We start from the raw sequence: 19,773 nt of genomic DNA, 5'->3' as shown, positions 1-19,773 counted from the left end.
TTTAGGTCTACTGACAGTATGAAATGGATCGCCTGTGTGAAATGGTGAAGCGCTACCGCAAAAAAAGTGCTATCGAGATTAGAGAAGCAGTGATTCAGGATTGGCGGCGGCATCTGGGCGTGCAAAAGATGTTTGATGATATCACTTTACTAGTGCTGAAACAAAAGTAAGTAAAGAGAATATGCAGGAAGCTAGTAGTCTGCCAAGCCAACTTTGCTAGGTTAGATTCGGATATAAACGCTGCATTTTTCGGCGAGCATCTTTGGTTTGGAAACCCCAATATACGCTGGCTTTTTGCTGATTACGTTTTTTCTCCCAAGCGGCAATTTCAGAAGTTAATGTTTCTGCATTAGGAATACGCCGTTCTAAACATTGGCGAGATAAAACAGATAATTCAATTTCTACTTGATTCAGCCAAGAAGCGTGTTTAGGAGTATAGTGAAACTCTAATTTTTGAATAATTCGACGTGCTTCTTCTGGTGGAAAAACTTCGTATAATGCACTGGGGGTATGAATATTCAGATTATCAACTACCAAACGAATAATATCAGCTTCTTGGTAGCAAACATCTACTAAATTTTTCATCTGAAGAGCAAAATCAGCTTTAGTTCGACGTTCTGTAACTTCGATATGCCGCCAGCCTGCCAAGGGTTGAAAACACGCAAATAAATTTACTGTCCCGTTACGTTTATACTCAAAATCATAACGTTCAGGCTGCTCCGGCTCTGGTGGCAAAGGAAGTCTTACTTCTTCTACTAATTGGTAGGGACGTTCATCAAAGCAGACTACAGGGCGTTTAGGATCATAAGGCTCATTGTATAAATCCAGTACATCTTCCATTCGGAAAACATATTCAGCATTTACTTCAGGAATACACCATTGTTCTCTCAACCAAGGCTTGATTTCATTTTTTTTAAAGTCTGACGTACTGTTTCATCTGAGATTGAATCTATAATACCAACGTTCACTAAATGATCTGCTAATAATTGCATTGTCCAACGTACTCTTCCAACTGGTGGATTAGAACAAGCAGTTGCAATCAAAAATGCTTCTTGTTTTTCATCCAACTTTTTGGGTTTTGGTGGATGAACTTCATCCTTTAAAGCAAAATCTAGCCCTCCAATGACAAATTTTTCTCGTATTCGTTGCACTGTTGCAACATGCGCTCTAACTGTATCAGCGATCGCTTGATCAGTTTCTCCTTCCGAAGCCATCAGAAGAATGTTTGCACGGGTTATGTTTCTTGCTTTATGCTTACCTTTTTTAATTATCGATTGCAGTTGAGAAACTTCATCTTCATTCAAGTCAACAATATACTTTTTCGCCATGTTATACCCCGTTTTTGGCTATTTTACCAATTAGAGGTTTTACTTAGCAAAGTTACCTTGGCAGACTACTAGGAGCAAGAGAATATTAGGCTTCGCCAATTCTAGATTGAGAGTGTTGTGGCTTGCCACAACATCAATTACTACACATAACAAAAGCGATCGCCCACGTCTGGTAAACACAGCGATCGCCTTTTTACCCCAAACAAGAGGTATTTCTAATGATTACACAACTTTCAGCCCCTACGCCAACAAAAGATCCACTAACCACGCAGGATCGCCAAATCATTGCAACTATCGTCAATCAATCGGACTATTCAAAAGAATGCAAGCCCGAAGATGTAGTAACTATCTGGATCAACAATGATGATATTGTGTGGGTGAAAATGACCCACGGCTATGCTCGTTACCACAAACAATCATTCAAACGTGCTGTTGCAGAGGTAAAAGCGAGTCTTTCTGCTCCAGTAAAGTGCAATCACCAGGAAGATGAGGAATTAAAACAAGCTTCTGAGAAAATTAGCTTGTTAGGTGATTGTGATTGGCTATCGTTAAGCGTCCAATACCATTCTGATAAGGTAATCGGTCACGCTGGTTGTTATATCTCTCACAAGGCTCGAATATTAATGCCACCGGCTGAATGGGATTTTACACTGCCGAAGTGGAATATGCCTGCTGCCATCTGTCCAGACTGCGAAGGTCATGGGTGCGGTAACTGTGGGTATCGCGGGACTCGTGCAGAAGACTTGTGCGAACCAGTGGACAACTACCGACTGACTTATGTAGGACGCACTGACCTTCAGACGGCTCACAACGTATATCTAGATGGTGAATTCTTGGGAATTGTCTTCAAGGTCAGAAATGCTGATGAGTTATGGGAAAACGACCCCAAGACTTACTATTGGCGGTGTGGGGATGGAGTACGGTATTGGAGCATAAAAGAGGCTGTAGAGGTTCTATCCAGGGCAACTGCTCCGATTGAACTGCCGAAAGTTAATCAGGAGTTGATAGCGGCGTAAATAGGATGGTGGAAGAAAATTCTCTTCCACCACTATTTTAAAATCAGTGCCATTCGCCACTCAGAATTAAAGCTTCGCTTATTCTTTGCGAAAACTAACATTAAAGAAAGGCAGCAGCTACTATGACAGCTTTTGACTTTGATTCTGCTGAACACAAAGCATACGAAAAGACTCCAGCAGCTAAAAGCATTCCTTCACCCGCAGGCATTTGGATTGCTTACGAAAATCAACAATTAGCAGGATGGTACGAAAATAAAGAACTAGTTGGTGGGAAAGAGTATAAAGTTCTTACTAACAAGTTGGACGAAAACGATGAAAAGATAGGCATTCCTGGCGCTCTTTATAGACAACCACGAATACTTGTGATTGGGCGATCGCCTCTGCTATACGGAAACGATAGAAAGGTGATTGGAGTTTGGCGTAGCAGTGATGGTTTGGACAAAAACGCCTACAAATTCGGTAGGCGGTATATGGTGATTTTCGTCGATGCCCAAAATCTACCTCTTCATATCGCACCAGTACAAATAACTGCTTGGGGAGTGTTTCAAGTTTCGTTTGATCAACAACTAATGGCATTCCGTGAAACCTGCGAACAAGCTTATGCAAGTTTTCAAGGCAAACATCACCAACCGAAGAATTTACTTTGGCATTCAATGTGGGTATTTTGTCCCATATTGAAAACAGAGAAACGTGAGAAAGGGGGGCAAACTTCCAACGCCTGTGTATGTAGCGGATACGAAAAGCCAACTGCGCCAGACTGGGAAAGTTATTGTATTGGCAAGAAACCAATAGCTCAAGAAATTGCCCTTGTGCATAATTCCATCTGCGATTGGTGGAAAAAAGGATTGCCTAACAATAATTTACCAAAGCATACGTCTCATGCACTTGATCGCAATCAATTGATGATGGAGTCGCAACGATTAATTGAAGCTTTAGGTTGGAAAGAGGAAAAGGGCAAACAGTTTCTCATGGACAATTATGGAAAAAAAGGAAGGCAGTCACTAACTAACGAAGAATTTGCTAACTTCGTCAACAAATTGCAGTCTATGCAAGCAAATTATGATGATGAAGTTGGTTATTGGGAAGATGTGCCTTCTTAATAGCTAAATACTTGTTGAGGTGATTGCAGCAATTGTGTTCGCCTTTATGCTTCCCTGTTTACCTTCAATTAGGGAAGCATATTTAACGAACAGAATTCAGGAGTCAGGAGCCAGAATTCAGAATTGAATTCTGTGCGAGTGGGGGATTCAGACCCACCACTCATCCATTCTGACTCCTGGATTCAGAATAGCTGAATTCTTCTTCAATCAGTTCTCAAGTCTTGTCTACAGCTAATGAAGAAGGGTAAAGGGGAAAGGTTAAACCTTACTATTCTACACATGCTTTAATTCATGAATCCCTTTAACCTTTTCCCCCTCTTCTTGTTCTGCTGTGTAATCACTACTACCAATAGCAACAAATGACTATAACAATCGTTCACCCTAGTATCGAAAACTTACAGCAGTTTTCTGACTTGTTCGACATTGAGAAACTATTGCAATCTAAAGGAATTCTGCCGTGGCTTTTAGCAAATGGCTGGAACTATGACAATGAATCTTGTTTGATTGCAAACATTATTGATGAATCTACAAGCTTGGATCAAGTTTGGGAATCAGACGAGTTTGATTTTAATGCTCTGTCAGATGAATTAAAAGAAAAACTCAATCAGATTTTTGAGCATTTCTATCTGTAGTATTTGTCACTTTCAATCAATAATTAATGCAAAGGTAACGAATATGCAACCAACAATCACACTTCCACGCGGTTATGGAATCCCAAAGTTTAATGTTGGACAACGTACTCAACAAGGCAAAGTCATTGGTATTGAAGTATTACCACACGATAGCGTATTAGCTGAGAATTGCGGTCATGGCTATCGCTATATTGTCATGACTTCTCGCCATACCGAAGAAGTTAAATATTTGGAATCAGATCAGATTACACCACTCTCACCGGCAGAAGTAGAAGCTGAGATTCTAGAAGAGGTTGATTACTATTTGACTCAGCTTGTATTACTGCAATCAGAGTTAAAAGCTGACCTCAAGATCCAGACTCCATTCGGTCAAATTAACCCACCGATTTCAACAACTAAACGTACTTCTGGGAGCGGTTCTAGATTGTCTAAACCGAAAAAAGAAAAAGTTGCTGCTTGACGAAAGAAGAATCAGATTATGCGTGAAAAACTCTACAGTCAGATTCAATCAGTCTAACTGTAGAGAAAAATCGATTCCACAAAAGATTATCACACACTCTAGTTTAATACTAATCAGATGGAAACAAATTTGATCAAAGTGTATGACGCGACACTGTTAAGCTCATCAAAAGTTTACCAAATTAATGGTACACATTGTCGATATTTGGGAGATGAGGGTAGCATCCAACATCCACAGTATCTATTTGTACCTCTGCCAAATCAAAGAAAAAAAGCCAGCTTTCGACTAAACCGAAACAAACTCATGACTCGCTGTTATGAGGTCGAAGGCATGGTTTATCAAAAGCCTGTGGTACAGAATAATTCACAGCAACTTCAACTATTTTGAGTTATGTCAATACATAAACCACCAGTCATTAAAAGGCATATTCGGCTACAAAAAGGCTCTAAGAAAGTAATCTATAGGGCTACTAAAGACATTCAAATAGTCACAAAGAGAGCTTCGCTTAATCGAGAGTGAAAATAATGATTGAGGTAAATAATCATGGTACAAGCAATCGACAACACTATCGCTACAAATTTTCTAACTAATGCAGTAGTCGAGCGCCACAATTTCTCACAGTTAAATAAAACCCGTATTCGCTTCCGTATCCAGTTAAAGAAAAGTACAAAATCGGCTGCTCCTAAATGGGCAGATGTACTACAAGCTGAAGTTTCTGAAATTGAATCAGACCTCGTTAAAGTCACAAATTCTGAAGTCGGTTTGCGTGGTATTAAGGTATTCAAAAAGCTAGATGAAGCTGCCGCCCAATTAAGGCAAGAAATTGCTTCAGTTCAAGAATGGATGTCTGCTGATACTGGCGATTGGGTTTGTCCGATTGATTTAGCTCCACTCGTTTGGAACCAGTTAATCAATATTAGGGATAATATCGCCCCTGGATTGCGTAATCAATTAAAAGCTGATTACGAAGCAGGACTTGTTGATTATCAAGAGCGCATTGATCAGTTCCTTTCACTTAACACCTGGGAATTAGCACAGGATAAGCAAGAGTCAGTCAAAGCCAACTTGCTAAGAGCATTTCCGACTCTGACCGATCTTGAAGACTATTTGCAAGTCATTATTGGTCGCCCGGTGATTATCCCTGCCCTCTCTGAACAACTCAATCAGCAACAATCCGAATGTCTTGACCAGATTACCAAGTTCATCCAACAGTATGACCAAAATCTGGAGCAAAGGCTACGGGAATCAGCCTTGGCAGGTGGTGAACAACTTGCCGCCCAATTGCTTGAAGAATTGAGCGACTGGGAGCCAGGACGCAAGCCAATCCAGTTTAAAAAGAAGATGCAACGCCATCTGATGAAGGTTCAGGTACTACTAGCGAATGCTGACCCGGAGGCTGGCAGTAGCTTGGAGGCGATGATGGCGCACTTAGATTCTATCGTTAACGATCCAGCGATTGAGTCCAAGAATCTCGGTTCTGATACGCGCAGTCAATTACAGCAAAAAATGCAAGAGATCCGCATCAAGTTGTTAGATGAACAACGCAATCTACAATCACTTGCGACTGACGACGTGGGCTTATCAAAAGCTACAGTCAGTGCGTTCAAATTCAGGTAAAGAAACCAGTCTTGGGCGAGGGTGCATTCGCTCAAGACTAGCATCTTAAACAAGAATATGCATATACACCTCAAAAGAATACCGCACTTCTACCGCTATAGGAACAAGATTCTCATGTCACATTTCTCAACAGTTAAAACTAAACTTGCTAACCGTGAATGTCTTATTTTTGCACTCACGGATCTAAACCTATCACCGCAAGTTCATGAAGAAGCACAGCCACTAAAAGGCTACTACAGTGGCTCTCAAGGACAAAGTGCTGAAATCATCGTATCTGGTCGCACAATTCAAGCCCGTGCAGACATCGGTTTCAAATGGAATCAGTCAAGCGGCGTGTACGACGTAATACACGACAGTTATGAAACAGTTCCGAAGCTGGGCAAAGACTTTTTCAGCAATAAACTAATGCTGGCTTATGGTAAGCATTTGGTTCGTGTCAAAGCTGCCGAGTTACAAGAAAAATTTGGTGAATGTGCGATCGCTGAATCAACTAACGGAAGTGTGCAAACTCTACGGCTGACTTTTGCTGGACATCAAGAAGTTCAACAATATGTAAGGAGATAAATATGGAACGCTCAATACTGATTCATTTTGACAATGCTACAGGTGAAGTTCGAGTGGAGGCTGAGGGATTTGAGGGTTTGAGTTGTTTATCGGCTACACAACCGTTTGAATCCGCATTGGGAGTTGTGAGCGAGAGCGATCGCACGTTTAAGGACGAAGCCCAAACCCAACAACTTCGGACTACCCTAAGCAGTCAAGCACGGTTGCACCAGTAATCAGTCAGCAGTTACCAGTCTTAACTCGGCTGGTAACTGCTGATCATAAAGGCTTCGCCATTTCATAAGTGAAATATTTGAATAATTGACATGAAACTCTCAAATCTTCTCTCCACACTCGATTCACAAATACCCATTGCTGCGGTTGATGTCTTGTCGCCCGATGAAGCGACGATTATTCAGTGGTTAACTGCTGAAGCTAACAATAAGCTTTCAAGTCCTGTGTTCTTCTGGAATCTGGGAGTATCAACCTTAGAGCAATGTTTAATCGCAGCAGATGGAGGATTGGTGTTTAAGCCAGTTGCAGAGTATAAGAAACCACCACATGCTGATCCATTGTTATATGTGTTTGATTACATTGCGAATTTTAGTGCTGATGGAATCTTCATCTTAGGTGACATTCACTCGTTTATTGGTAAGAATTCGCCTTCGTTATCTTGGGAGGTGGTTAGCAAGGTAAAAAATCTCTACCATCGTCTCAAACCGACTGATAAACGCATTGTGCTGCTGGGTCAAAACATTCAATTACATGAGTCACTTGTACGCTTAATCCCTTATTGTGAAATTCCTCTACCAGGAGTTGAGCAAATACTTGAACATATCAATTCTTATTTGCATGACCTACAACAGTCTGCTATTGAACAGGAATTGACTTTTACAATTTCCCTCAACAAAAGTGAAATTGAATCTCTCTCTCGTGCTGCCTTGGGATTAACTCTGGAGGAAATTAGCGACTTCCTGCGGTTAACTGTCAAACATAATCTAACATCAGATGGGATTTTAATTGATAGTAATTTCATACCCCAAGCAGTCGAGTATAAAACTCGGCTGTTGTCTCAAATGGGTATTGAATTGGGTAAGCCTGCTAGCATCTCCTTTGGAGGATTGGATTTGTTGCGCGAGTGGCTCAATCGACGGCGGCGGCTGTTCACACAAGAAGCGCGTGAGCTTTCCTTGCCTCAACCAAAAGGTGTGTTGCTTGCGGGGCCTCCCGGTACAGGTAAAACATTATTGGCTAAAAACATTGCTAACATCCTTAATTTACCATTGCTCCAGCTAGACATTGCATCCCTTTTGGGCAGTCTGGTAGGTGAGTCTGAAGGGAATGTCAGACGTGCTTTGAAAACTGCCGAAGCTATTGCCCCGTGCATATTGTGGGTGGACGAAATCGAAAAAGCACTTTCGGGTACTGGTGACACTAGTGGAGTCTCACAGAGGATTCTGGGCAATATCCTTACATTCATGTCTGAATCACAATGTGGTGTGTTTGTCGTGGCAACTTGCAATGACCCCTCTGCGCTGCCAAGTGAGCTAAAGAGGAAGGGAAGATTTGACGAAAATTTCTTTGTTGATCTTCCCACGGAGCCTGAGCGAGTCCAGATTCTGGGGATTCATCTACAACGTTTTGGCATTCATCTGGAATCGGAGTACCTCGAAGCGATCGCTGCCAACACTGCAAAGTTTTCAGGCGCAGAACTGGAAACCCTTGCTTCGGAAGCTGCTCTGCTGGCATTCGATGAGGATAGACCGCAGCAGGTAACGCTTGCTGACCTCGAAACCTGCCGTCAAACCATTACCCCGCTTGCGATTCAGGATGCGGCGGCGGTTGAACGAATGCAGGCATGGGCATCCACTGCACGACGGGCTAGCAGTCCCGTGGTTGCAGCGAAAACTCAATCTTTGCGTGCTGCTAAGTTTCGCAATCTGAACTGATGAGAAAGCGATTGTCTCCTGATTCTATGGGGGCAATCACTCTTTCTTTTAGTAATTGAAAGCAATCAATTAACATACTTAATAAGGCGAATAAACATGACGACAGACTTAGTTACTTATTACGGGCAGACTCCAACTATTGACCAACTGGTTGATAAATATGGTGTGTATTTAGAGAAGTTGGACAGAGAAACTAAGCTTATGCTCCGAATGGCATTAGCAACTTACATTTTTACGTTAGAAAAAGACAGTTCTACTAAGCATACTGTTGCTGAGGCACTTGAGGATGCATTGTCTAATCTGGGCTTATTAGTTTCATATCCATTGTATAAAAACTTGTTTGAGGATGTCTGCTCTGTTTTAAATGGACTAACAACTCTGGAAGCGGAAACATTACTTGAAGCACTACAACATCAAATTCGATGGGGCAATGCCCAGAAGTTAGCGAGTTGACTGGGTTAAAAACATGGAAATCTATTTAGTCTTTGTTGATGCTATCCGAAACAGCAATAAATTCTGGGCGGCCATTGTCGAAGATGGGAATTTGACAGTCCAGTGGGGGCGAGTTGGTTATCAAGCGCAAACCAAAGTTCACACATTAGGCAATCATCAGAGGGCGGTTAGTAAATTTAACAATCTGGTAGCCGAGAAAAAAGGTAAAGGCTACCGCGAAAGTCAGCCAGAAATAGATACCTGTGATGTTTACGAAATTGAGAGAGCTATTGGATTGCTTAATGCAATACGATCTTATGTGATTCATCGGAATTTTGATCAGCATTACATTCAACTCCTTAATCAATACTTAAAAATCGTACCCACGCCGTTGGGGATGCAAATTGCTCCCTACGCAATATACCAAACAGTGGCAGATGTGGATTATCAGCGAGAGTTGCTCGATTCTCTGTTAGCCACTCCTGCACCACAAGTTGCTGCGGTGGCTGTTGGTCATGCTCCTGAAACAACAGTAGAAACTAAGGTAGTCAGTCTTAAGACTATCAGTAAGAACTTCTGGCGACATTTGTAAATACAGAGAGCATGACTGGCAAAAAGCTAGCCATGCTCTTTTTTTTTTAAGGGGATGGATTAAAAGTACTTTCCATCCCTAACTTTTCTCCCACAAAACTCAGCTAGCTATGCCATTTGCCTAGACATTAACTGGGCAAATAGCCCCTCAACAGCAGCTAACTCTTGAAAAGTCCCTTGTTGTACAACTCGGCCTGCCTGGAGTACATAAATGCGGTGAGCGTTGCGGATAGTGCTTAATCGGTGAGCGATCGCAATTCTGGTAACTTGTAAGTTATCTAAACTTTCACTAACAATCGCCTGGGTTCTGTTATCGAGCGCACTGGTAGCCTCATCAAATAAAAGAATACGGGGTTTTAATGCCAGAGCGCGAGCAATCAATAACCGTTGTCGTTGCCCTCCAGAAAGATTACCGCCTCCTTCACTCACCACAGTATGCATCTGCATTGGCATAGCAGTGATATCGTCAGCGAACCCGGACATCCGCGCCGCTTCCCAAGCTTCATCTAAAGTAATCTGAGCGCCGCCTGCAATATTCTCGAAAATTGAAGCTGAACTCAGCTGACCATTTTGTAAAACAACACCTAACTGTCGGCGGATTGCATTTACATCTAACCCGGATAAGTCTTGACCATCGTAGTAGATGCTACCCGCAATTGGAGTTTCAAATCCCAGTAGTAATCGCAGAATCGTCGATTTCCCACTGCCAGAACTACCTATTAAGGCAATGAACTCCCCAGGAGCGGCAGAGATACTCACATCATCCAGCGTCACCGGTCCATCATTGCGGTAACGAAAAGTAATATGTTCTAAATTAATATTACCGATAAGTCTGCCAGGATCGGTTTTGTACAGATCCACTTCTGGTACAGTCGAAAGAATAGGCTGGGTGCGTTGCCATTGGGGAAGAACTTGCAAAATTTCAGTAACTGTATTACTGAGGTTTGTGGTTCCCCTAGTAAAGTTACTAAAAGCGGCGTTGAAAGCGAGGAAAGTTCCAAGGGATAGTTCAATAGCTCCTGAAGTTGAAGGATTTTCCAGAAGCCTAATAGTAAACCAGAAAAGCACACCATTCGTTAATATAGGCATTACTGTATTAAAAAGTGCAACAGCATCTTCAACCCGTTGTGTACTAAGTTCTAGCTTAATTTGTCGAGTATAGCTTTTACTCCAAGCCGCAAATGCACGTTCTTCTGCCCCAGCAATATGCAATTTGGAAATGCCGTTAATTAGTTGCACCGTTTGCCCAAAAATACTGCCCCGCAGTTCCAAAAGCGGACGTACCTTAGATAGCAATAGTAAACCAGAGACTGTAGTGAAAGCGATCGCAACTATGGCAAAGGCAACTGCAATCAAAGCTAATTGGTAGTTGTAATAAAATAACTGTCCTAAGTAAAACAGCGCGAACAAGCTGGTAAGGAGATTGATTAAGGTTCTCCCACTGATTCGTCGGCTGATCGTACTCACCGATGATACGCGGGAGAAGATGTCTCCGGTTGTGTACTCTCGGAAAAAGGATACTGGTAAGGAAAGCAGACGATCCCAGACACCAGCTTGAGTGGAAGCATCCCCAGCCGTTTCAATTCGCAGCAGAGCAAATCCCTGAGTTAGCTGAAATAGACCTGTCCCCAACGCTGCAACAAGTAATCCTAATCCTATTTGTAGCAATAATCCTCTGTCGCTATCAGGAATTGCGTTATCTATAATAATTGACGTGGCATAAGGTGTAAGCATCCCTAGTAATGTGACGGCAATACCCGTAAACAAAATTACTAGTAGATCCTGCTTGCGTCCTTTAAGTGTGAACCGCAGTACATCAACAGCTTGCAGTACCTTATCAGGTAAAGAGCGGTAAAACATATAGGCAACAGGGGTCAGCGTTGCAGCTATACGCTCATCCACTCGAAAGCGGGTATGCTCAACTGGGTCAAAAATTTCATAACGAGTTGCACTAACTGGTAGCAGTGCTACTGGTCGATTATCTTGCTGGGTATAGGCAACTATTGGCCCAGAATCCTTCTCCCACCAATTATCTCGCAACAGTACCCGCCGCATTCGGATACGTGAAGCCCGGACAATTGCTTCTAATGGCTCCTTAACTCGCTTGAGGTTTTCGGAGCGAGACGGGGGACGAATCTCTACACCCATAGCTCTTCCTATGGCTCCAGCAGCAACTAACAAAGGAGTACCTTCATTGAAAAAGTCACCATCTTGGGAACTTAATGTTGATGCTAAAGAGCCTATAGCTTGGGCTGTAACTTGACGATTCAGGCGTTGGCGATCGCGCAATCGTGTGATCTCTGCCTGTACTTCCCGCTCATCTAACAGGTTAAGGCATTGTAGCAATTGAGTGTGCAGTTGAGATAACCCAGCTAAAAGGATATCTGAATTTTGGAATTCGTTAGTAGCCTTAGTAGTAAGTTGCGCCCCTTCCACTGCTTCTAACCACATTTTGTCAGTCAGGGGGAATGGTGTAGTGGATGTGGTTAAAATTAATTCCTCAAACCCCAGAAAGCGGACAGTCCCTTGAGTCAGTTGAACCCAACAGGTGACACTTGTTTTTGGCTGAAAAGTCTGACCATTGTTTAAGGAAAATCGTGATTGTCCCTCACCTTTTACATGAATTGCTGGCATGGTAATCTGGGACAATACACTACCAATTTGTAACAACCAATTTTCTATCCACGCGATCGCCTTAGCATCTCCACTGGCTATTAACTCGCAGTAACATTCCTTATGTATTTGCAGTAATTCAGTCTCACCAATTGGAACTGCCAAAATCTGACGATGCTGATTAGCAGATTTAGCAGCAGTTCCGAAAAGTGCTTCACCTTGGCTAATACTGCACAGATAACGGCGTGTCCCTTCAATAGAGCCATCTTTAACTGTAATGGCAAACAAAGCCATAGAGCCAGACTGAATTATCCACACCCGTGAAGGGTCATCCAGTAGAATCGGTTCATTGCCATTAACTATATAAACTTGCCCCTGTATTAGCATTTTAGATTTTAGGTTTAGATTTTTAAATGTTTTATAGTAATTTACTGCTCACCGTCTCTACCCTTGGGTGCCTAGCAAGCGCGAATATGCACCATCCACTTGCCACAATTCTTTGTGAGTGCCAAGTTGTACTACCTTTCCGCGTTCGAGGACGATGATTTGATCGCAGTCGCGGATGGTGCTTAATCGATGAGCGACAATTATACAGGTGCATCCTCGGCGGCGGAGATTCTGGTCAATGATTTGTTCTGTTTCTGCATCTAGGGCGCTGGTGGCTTCATCCATGATCAGGATTGAGGGATTATTCACTAAAGCACGAGCGATTTCTAAGCGCTGTCGCTGTCCGCCACTTAAATTAGCAGCACCTTCTATGAGTTCGGCATCTAATCCACCGGACATAGAGAGAATAACATCTGCGATCGCTGCATCAACACATGCCCGCATCAGGCTTTTATCTGCGACAGTAGTATCCCACAGAGTCAAATTATCTCTAACCGTGCCGCCAAACAACAAAATTTCCTGCTCCACCATTGCAACGGAGTTTGTAAGCAGTTGTTGGGGAATCTGCTCTCTGAGTTTTCCATCAAAGCAAACTTCTCCCGCCCAAGGTTGATAAAGTCCGCTCACAAGTTTAGCAACGGTAGATTTCCCAGAACCGCTTCCACCTACCAAAGCTACTCGTTGTCCCGGCTTAATTGACAGGTTAAAGTTTTCAATTAGTGGCGGTTCCAGACGGCTATAGCCAAACGTAATATTCTGCAACTCCACATATCCCTGCAATTTGGGAACAAGATAAGCGGATGAAGAATTTACTTCCCCTGCATCCCCTGCTCCCCCTATCTTTCCAATCGGATTATCCAGCACATCATCAAGGCGAATCAAATTACCCTCCAGTTCTTGAAGAGTTGTACCAAAGTTGACCAAATTGTTAACAGGTTGCTGAAAGTTAAGCATCAAACCTTGAAACGCGATAAGCATTCCGATGCTGAGATGTCCATCCATAACCCGTAAACCACCGACAATCAGCAACAACATCGAAGAAAGGGCGGATAAAAGCGTGGGTAATACTGAGAATGTCTGGTTTGTCACCCCCAGTTCCTGCTGGGAATTAAGAGCCTTAGTGTAATAACCTGACCACCGGGAAAAGAAATCTGACTCTAACCCTGATGCTTTGAGTGTTTCTATACTTTGAAGTGCGGCAATAGATACACCAGCAGCTTTACCATATTCTTGAATCAATCGTTGATTCGCGTCTACACGTTGACGAGAAATTAGTTGCAAAGTTAAGACATTCACGGCAGCAAAGCTAACTACAATTAAGGTCAGTACCCAGTCATATTGCACCATGACCAGGGCATAAAAAAACACCATAAATGTATCGATGATTGTAGTTGCTAATCGTCCCGCCAGAACATCAGCTACTTGGTCATTGAGAGTAGTACGATTACTGATTTCTCCGCTAAATCGTTGAGCGTAAAAGCTAACAGGTAAGCGAAGGATATGCCACAGGAAGCGGCTGGACATACCCACAGCTAATTTGATTTTCAAGCGGCGCAAATAGCGTAACCGTAGTAAAGTTAGCAAGCCTTGGAGTATAGCAGCGATCGCCATTCCCACAAGCAAAGGACGCAACCATAATTGCCGTCCCTCCACCAAGATGTCATCTACAAACACTTGGCTAAAAACTGGTATTACCAGCCCAACTACAGTTAAGAAAAATCCCGCGACTATGCAATAAATTAAGGCATCCCCAGCACCTTGTAACCTTTTGGAAAGCGATAAAATCATGCTGGGTTTACGGCCACCTTTGACAAACTCCGCACCTGGTTCAATTACCAGCACCACTCCGGTATACCTCTCATCAAATTCCTGTAAAGATATATAACGGGGTCCTGTACCGGGGTCATTGAGAAAAACTCGCTGTTTATTCCATCCCTCTACAACAACAAAGTGGTTGAAATTCCAAAAGACAATGTAAGGCGGTCGCAGTTCCCACAATTGCTTGAGTTCTTTTTTAAAACCTTTAGCTTCGAGTCCATAGTTTCTCGCAGCCTTCACCATATTAGATGCTTTGCTGCCATCACGGGAAACTCCGCATTCAATACGCAGTTGTGGTAAAGGTACAATCCGACCGTAGTAACCTAGAATAATTCCCAAAGCAGCCGCTCCACATTCCACTGCTTCCATTTGTAAAAGAGTGGGTGTTTTTACCCGTATGCTTCTGCTCGGCAGTAATTTTTGTAAGTACTGCCAAGGTTTAAAAGGTGTTACTAAGGTAGATTTAATAGATACCACTAACAGACCTCAAGATAGGTAAAACAAAAGTGATGGGAGCGCGTTCTTCTACCTTGACTCGTGCAACAGTGGTAGTTCCAGAAGAAACAGCCAGCTTTGGCCCTGTAGAAGAAGACCATTTATAGCCACTTGGGGTGCTGGAATCTATCTCTAAGTCAGAAAATATTTGTATCAGACCATCTTTTTGTTGAGATACTAGACCTTCCACCACCTCTGCATTACCCACTTCCGATGCGGCTGCTTCTTTAGTAATCGGAAAGCGCGAAATATTAGTAACATTGGCAATAATACCGCCAAATCGTTCCCGCTTCACAGTTTGAGGAGTAATTTGGATTTTCATCCCTGGTTTAATTTTCTTACCTTCTGATACAGGGAAATAAGTAACACCAACTAACTTGCTTTTGGGGTTCTCCGCCTCGATAGTTGCCAAGCGTGTACCAGCTTCAACAACCTGCCCTGGTGTTAGGGTGATTTCTAAAATGCGTCCGCTATATTGACTAATAATTTGACTGTTGTCGCCTAATTGCACTTCTAATTGGGCAATTTCCCGCTTAACTTCTTGAATCTCTTTTTTTCGGTCAGTAGCATCTACTAAGTCTTGTTGAGCCACAGAAGCCTGTTTGCTATCCAATTCTTTCAACTGAGCTTGCAGGTCAGAAATCGTACTCAAGTTTTCCCGGTAATCTTTTTCTGTTTGAGTCGTTTTTACATCCAGTTCTTTCAACTGATTTTGAATGTCAGAGATTTTTTCCAGGTTTTGCAAATATTCTTGTTCAGCCGTGAGTGCTTCATCACCAGAAATTGCGCCTTCATTTTTGAATTGTCTGCGAATTTCCATTCTCTGGAGGAAAACGGGGTTCAAGGCTTGGGCTTGGACCAGACGTTGTTGTAAACCTTGACGTTGCTGCTCAATTGAGGTGTTGCCTTTGGTTTTGAGCAGAGGACTGATGGCTTGTAGTTCCAGTATACGTTGTTGGAGGTAGTGACTTTGTTGGGATTGCGATCGCTGTTCTTGTTGGAGTCTTTGCCCTTGCAATGAATCAACCGCTTGGTCTTGTGAATTTAGTTGCGTGAGTTTTGCCTGTTGTTGTTGCAGTTGCTTGCGAAGTTCCGCTTGGTCAATTGTAGCCAGCACTTGCCCTTTTTTGATCACATCCCCAACTTTAATACTGAGCGTCATTAACTGCCCAGCGCTTTTTGATTGCAGAGGGACAACATTACTTGGGTAAATCAGTACCCCTCGACCCTCGACAGTGATGGGAATGCGTCCGTAAATGCTCCAGATGACAGCTACTCCGACGATAGAACCCAAGGCGGCAAGAGGTAGCCAACTTCTGGGGTTGACTACCTGCATCAGTTCGTCTAGTCTTTCAGGTGAAGATAGACGCTCTAGGGATTCTTTACGGAATATGCTGCGTTTCTGGTTTAACATTTTCTATTTGAGAGTATTTTTATGCCGCCTCAGTTTTTGGATGGACACCAAGCAGGCAGGAAAACTTTTGAGGCAGGAATTTCCATGTAGCTGCATCTGTGCAAACCTCTTGCCTAAACAATTCAGAGTTTGTAAAATCAAGCTCATCGCACAGGGCAACTAAATCGATTACGGTTGCGTACCAGAGCAGTGGTGTGTCGGCACGTCCCTTAGCTAGGAAGGTAGATGCTCGTTCTAGAAAAGTAGGAATATCATTAAGTACGAATGCTTGCTTAACAAGCAACCAAGCATAAGAGGGCGGATGCCAATGGCAGTTATCATTAACTTGTAACTGCATGTTAGCCGAGGTAAGCGCGAACAAGCCATGATCGATTTGACGTTTCTTTCCTGCCAAGATTAGAGCGACATCTCCAGTTACTTCTGCAAACATTACAGCAACAAGTTCCGGGGGTTGACGCACAACACGCTCGTAATCCCATAAACCCGGAATTGGCAAGATATCCAATGTCCCTTCAAGGTAGCAAAGAATCTGGTAGGCAAGCTCAATAGCGCGATCAAAGCACATACATCGTGTATAGATACGTACAAAATTACGTACGAGTTCGATGGCGTGAAGATGAAGAATTCCGTATCCGTATTCTTCTTCTAAAACTACGTTAAGCTCTAAAGCCTCAGCAGTTAGTTTACGAGCGCGGTCAAAATCACCACGACGGTAATCGAGGTAAGCTTCTGACTGATCCACACAACACTTGTAAAGCAGCTTACCCTCAAGCGAAAACATATCTAATTGAAGAGGTACACGCGCTGCTGCAAAGAACCGCTCAGATGACACGATATCTCCTCGACGAGCAGCAAGCAGACCTCGATCACGAGCATTTTTAAATCGACGGATAAGTAATTGATCTATGGGTGGCAGGCTTGTTTCCATAAGCGTTTGCAGCTTACTATTAAATAAGTCACCAGAACTATTTGATGCAACACGTATTGGCTTTGTACAACCCTGGCGGTAATGTTCAAATGTAGTCTGGAGGAGTTCGCTGTAGAAATCAGTCCCCGACTGACATGACATACCTATTGATCTCGCCGTTGTAGATGAGAAATGTATTCGTTGCTTCATGGCAGATTAACAAGAGGACATCCTAGAGTAGAGGGATCAAGTGTCTCAATTCCACGGAGCCAAGGAGCGAGACGACCTGAGATTAACTTTAACGTGCCATCTGCCTGTAAAGTAGCAATTTTATTTCGTTCATCGTAAAGAGCGGTCGTACACTTTCCTACATCACCATTTGAGCGAATTACCAAGGAGTTGGGACGTGATGCATAACAAACATAATCATCCTCTACATAAAAATTTTGTGGTGATTCAAGGTTTTCGCAGAACAATTTTGTTTGTAGTAATTTGATTGCTGCATCATTCTCTGCTTGAGAAAAGGTCTTTATTGATGCGTCATTAGGCCCACCTAAACGTTCAATTGCCTTGAAAAAAACCGAAAATCTAGAATCGTACATAAATTCATTTCTTATGTCCTCTATTAGAGGATCGAGTAGTGTAAGAGTATCCACAGTAAAATGTATACGTAGAACAACAGAAACTGGTGCTAAACTATCGCGAATTGCCAGTAAATTAGCCCAAATTTTGTCAAAGGTGTTGCCGCCATCCGCGCGAACTCGACTTCTGTTGTGTATCTCACGGGGTCCATCAAGGGAAATTTGATAACCTCTAATTCCTACATCTGCTAAACTAGCAAGCATCTTACGATCTAGAAAGTATCCATTTGTCGTCATATCACCTTCGTAGCGTAAATTGGGATACTTACGGACTAGCGAAGTAGCGTACTCAGAAATTTCTAGTACAATATCTTTTGCAGTTAGAGGTTCTCCACCAAACCATGAAATTTTCAAGGAACTTAGATTAGCACAACGTGTTTCGAGAAGTGCTTTAACTCCAAAAATTGTCTCTTGATTCATGCGTCCGGCTGAAAAATCTTCATAACAGTATGTACATCGAAGATTGCAATTTTCTGTCGGTAAAATTATGAGTTGAAGCTGTCGATTTGATACTAATCGCGCACGACGAAGATTATCCTCATTGACTTTACTATGTTTCAAACTTTGTGCAACCATTTTATCAACCTTATTAATACAAACTGCTATCTAACAAGAAGTTAGAAAAGTGATTTGATAGGATAGTTTATACAAGATGCCTTAATTATATCTAAAGCATCTTGCTATTGTTCATTAGGGTTTAGCAGTTCTTATTAGAAGTGCAAGTTTCTAATACGGCTATTCCAGCTACTGCATCAAGCTTTCCTCCAGCTACTGCATCAAGCTCTTCTGGGCTTAACTCTTCAATTGCTTGTGCTAGTTTTGGATCTTTAATTACTACCTCACCATTTTCATTAATGGTTATAGCATCATTGACCTGTTGATTTTCAGGGCTTTCATTTGGAATGGACATATTTACTCCTTGTTTATTAGCTAAAACCAGTTTTTTCAGAGTTATAAGGCTCAAAAAATTATGCCAATTAGCAGAAATAAAAATTTATAAATTCTTATTTTCTAATTTAGAAAATCTGCCAATTGCATAAGGTTCCTGAATATAAATCAGACTTTTTCCAAGAAAACGCTAACTCTGGATATCCGTCTTTTAAAAGAATAATGACTAAAAATAATAAAAACAATGCACGTTTTTTAGAACAAAGAATAATTATCGTAAATTTAATTTTATATTTTCGGAATTCATCATAACTTTATTAATAATTTATCAGCAATTATTCAGTTGCGATTTGACGCAAAGCGGCTTTTGAATATAATGCACAACTTTTAATTTAAGTAAGACTATGATTTTTTCGTTAGGCTTAATGAATTAAACTAAATATTAGCCGCTACATCATCCAATCAAACCTTTTTCCCGCGATCGCCACACCATCTAAAACGCTATCATTCAATTCATCTTCATATTCCACATTTTCAGCCAACGGCAAACCTTTGCTATAAACACGCCTACTATAACCAAGTTGACTCAGCATTCCCTGTAATCTCTGAAAAAGTAAAATAGCGATCGCATAAAAACCCGAAGCAAAAATAATATTCTACTACAAAGCCACTTTTGAATACTATGCACAAATTTTAGGTAAAATTAGATTTTTAGGTTTTGCTTTTTGTTACTATAAATTCACTAGCTGATAATCTGATGCACTTTATACCCAAGAATTTAACTTACTTTTAACCGACCTAGCATCCAATCAAATCTTTTCCCTGCGATCGCCACAGTATCTAAAACGGTATCATTCAACTCATCCTCGTATTCCGCACTTTTAGTCAACGGCAAACCTTGGCTATAAACCCGCCTACCAGAACCAAGTTGACTCAGCATTC

At 42.1% G+C, this 19,773-nt stretch carries 21 protein-coding genes; 12 read left to right on the top strand and 9 right to left on the bottom strand.

Going from position 1 to position 19,773, the window contains the following annotated elements; genetic code table 11:
* Positions 1-23 precede the first annotated feature (23 nt).
* Positions 24-170 (top strand): hypothetical protein, encoded by a 147-nt coding sequence (locus RRG12_RS39060; RefSeq protein ID WP_420762903.1) that lies wholly within the window; start codon positions 24-26, stop codon positions 168-170.
* 46 nt (positions 171-216) lie between these two features.
* Here the strand turns inward: RRG12_RS39060 and RRG12_RS39055 are convergent.
* A protein-coding gene (locus RRG12_RS39055; RefSeq protein WP_420762902.1) for an IS630 family transposase occupies positions 217-1,328 on the bottom strand; the annotation gives its coding sequence in 2 pieces (ribosomal slippage) (positions 217-908 and positions 908-1,328; 1,113 coding nt in all).
* A 39-nt stretch (positions 1,329-1,367) separates the two neighbouring features.
* Positions 1,368-1,508, bottom strand: a complete 141-nt coding sequence (locus tag RRG12_RS39050) for a hypothetical protein (RefSeq protein ID WP_420762901.1) — start codon at positions 1,506-1,508, stop codon at positions 1,368-1,370.
* A gap of 38 nt (positions 1,509-1,546) precedes the next feature.
* Here RRG12_RS39050 and RRG12_RS39045 point away from each other — a divergent pair, with 38 nt between their 5' ends.
* The 11 genes from RRG12_RS39045 to RRG12_RS38995 all read left to right on the top strand — a co-directional run bounded on the left by RRG12_RS39045 (position 1,547) and on the right by RRG12_RS38995 (position 9,669).
* On the top strand, positions 1,547-2,344 hold the full coding sequence (locus tag RRG12_RS39045) for a hypothetical protein (RefSeq protein ID WP_420762900.1): 798 nt from the start codon (positions 1,547-1,549) through the stop codon (positions 2,342-2,344).
* Positions 2,345-2,466: 122 nt separating this feature from the next.
* Positions 2,467-3,444, top strand: coding sequence for a DUF5895 domain-containing protein (locus tag RRG12_RS39040; protein ID WP_420762899.1), 978 nt, complete (start codon positions 2,467-2,469; stop codon positions 3,442-3,444).
* A gap of 359 nt (positions 3,445-3,803) precedes the next feature.
* Positions 3,804-4,076 carry a hypothetical protein gene (locus RRG12_RS39035; RefSeq protein WP_420762898.1) on the top strand — a complete coding sequence of 91 codons (273 nt, stop codon included), beginning with the start codon at positions 3,804-3,806 and terminating at the stop codon, positions 4,074-4,076.
* Between the two features lie 43 nt (positions 4,077-4,119).
* Positions 4,120-4,536 carry a hypothetical protein gene (locus tag RRG12_RS39030; RefSeq protein WP_420762897.1) on the top strand — a complete coding sequence of 139 codons (417 nt, stop codon included), beginning with the start codon at positions 4,120-4,122 and terminating at the stop codon, positions 4,534-4,536.
* Positions 4,537-4,653: 117 nt separating this feature from the next.
* A complete protein-coding gene (locus RRG12_RS39025) occupies positions 4,654-4,923 on the top strand; it encodes a hypothetical protein (protein ID WP_420762896.1) in 270 nt (89 codons plus the stop codon).
* A gap of 156 nt (positions 4,924-5,079) precedes the next feature.
* Positions 5,080-6,153 (top strand): hypothetical protein, encoded by a 1,074-nt coding sequence (locus RRG12_RS39020; protein WP_420762895.1) that lies wholly within the window; start codon positions 5,080-5,082, stop codon positions 6,151-6,153.
* A 114-nt stretch (positions 6,154-6,267) separates the two neighbouring features.
* Positions 6,268-6,717 (top strand): DUF1257 domain-containing protein, encoded by a 450-nt coding sequence (locus tag RRG12_RS39015; protein ID WP_420762894.1) that lies wholly within the window; start codon positions 6,268-6,270, stop codon positions 6,715-6,717.
* A 2-nt stretch (positions 6,718-6,719) separates the two neighbouring features.
* A complete protein-coding gene (locus tag RRG12_RS39010; RefSeq protein WP_094329347.1) occupies positions 6,720-6,932 on the top strand; it encodes a DUF2997 domain-containing protein in 213 nt (70 codons plus the stop codon).
* A 90-nt stretch (positions 6,933-7,022) separates the two neighbouring features.
* Positions 7,023-8,645 (top strand): AAA family ATPase, encoded by a 1,623-nt coding sequence (locus RRG12_RS39005; protein ID WP_420762893.1) that lies wholly within the window; start codon positions 7,023-7,025, stop codon positions 8,643-8,645.
* 96 nt (positions 8,646-8,741) lie between these two features.
* A complete protein-coding gene (locus RRG12_RS39000) occupies positions 8,742-9,098 on the top strand; it encodes a hypothetical protein (RefSeq protein WP_221708238.1) in 357 nt (118 codons plus the stop codon).
* A gap of 13 nt (positions 9,099-9,111) precedes the next feature.
* Complete coding sequence (locus tag RRG12_RS38995; RefSeq protein ID WP_420762892.1) at positions 9,112-9,669, top strand: WGR domain-containing protein; 558 nt, start codon at positions 9,112-9,114, stop codon at positions 9,667-9,669.
* Positions 9,670-9,776: 107 nt separating this feature from the next.
* Here RRG12_RS38995 and RRG12_RS38990 read toward each other — a convergent pair whose 3' ends face one another.
* The 7 genes from RRG12_RS38990 to RRG12_RS38960 form a co-directional block, all read right to left on the bottom strand.
* Positions 9,777-12,668, bottom strand: coding sequence for an NHLP bacteriocin export ABC transporter permease/ATPase subunit (locus tag RRG12_RS38990; protein WP_420762891.1), 2,892 nt, complete (start codon positions 12,666-12,668; stop codon positions 9,777-9,779).
* A 57-nt stretch (positions 12,669-12,725) separates the two neighbouring features.
* Positions 12,726-14,963: an NHLP family bacteriocin export ABC transporter peptidase/permease/ATPase subunit gene (locus RRG12_RS38985; protein WP_420762890.1), complete on the bottom strand. Its 2,238-nt coding sequence runs from the start codon at positions 14,961-14,963 to the stop codon at positions 12,726-12,728.
* The gene (locus RRG12_RS38980; RefSeq protein WP_420762889.1) at positions 14,950-16,395 is read right to left on the bottom strand and encodes an NHLP bacteriocin system secretion protein; all 1,446 of its coding nucleotides are present in this window, start codon (positions 16,393-16,395) and stop codon (positions 14,950-14,952) included. The genes RRG12_RS38985 and RRG12_RS38980 overlap by 14 nt, the downstream gene beginning before the upstream one ends.
* 19 nt (positions 16,396-16,414) lie before the next feature.
* A complete protein-coding gene (locus RRG12_RS38975) occupies positions 16,415-17,323 on the bottom strand; it encodes a hypothetical protein (RefSeq protein ID WP_420762888.1) in 909 nt (302 codons plus the stop codon).
* A gap of 185 nt (positions 17,324-17,508) precedes the next feature.
* Positions 17,509-18,519: a radical SAM protein gene (locus RRG12_RS38970; protein ID WP_420762887.1), complete on the bottom strand. Its 1,011-nt coding sequence runs from the start codon at positions 18,517-18,519 to the stop codon at positions 17,509-17,511.
* A gap of 121 nt (positions 18,520-18,640) precedes the next feature.
* Positions 18,641-18,853, bottom strand: coding sequence for a type A2 lantipeptide (locus RRG12_RS38965; RefSeq protein ID WP_420762886.1), 213 nt, complete (start codon positions 18,851-18,853; stop codon positions 18,641-18,643).
* Between the two features lie 427 nt (positions 18,854-19,280).
* Positions 19,281-19,424, bottom strand: coding sequence for a hypothetical protein (locus RRG12_RS38960; protein WP_420762885.1), 144 nt, complete (start codon positions 19,422-19,424; stop codon positions 19,281-19,283).
* Positions 19,425-19,773: the final 349 nt, after the last annotated feature.

Source organism: Nostoc sp. CALU 546 (assembly GCF_048836525.1).
This window is presented reverse-complemented; position numbering and strand designations above follow the sequence as displayed.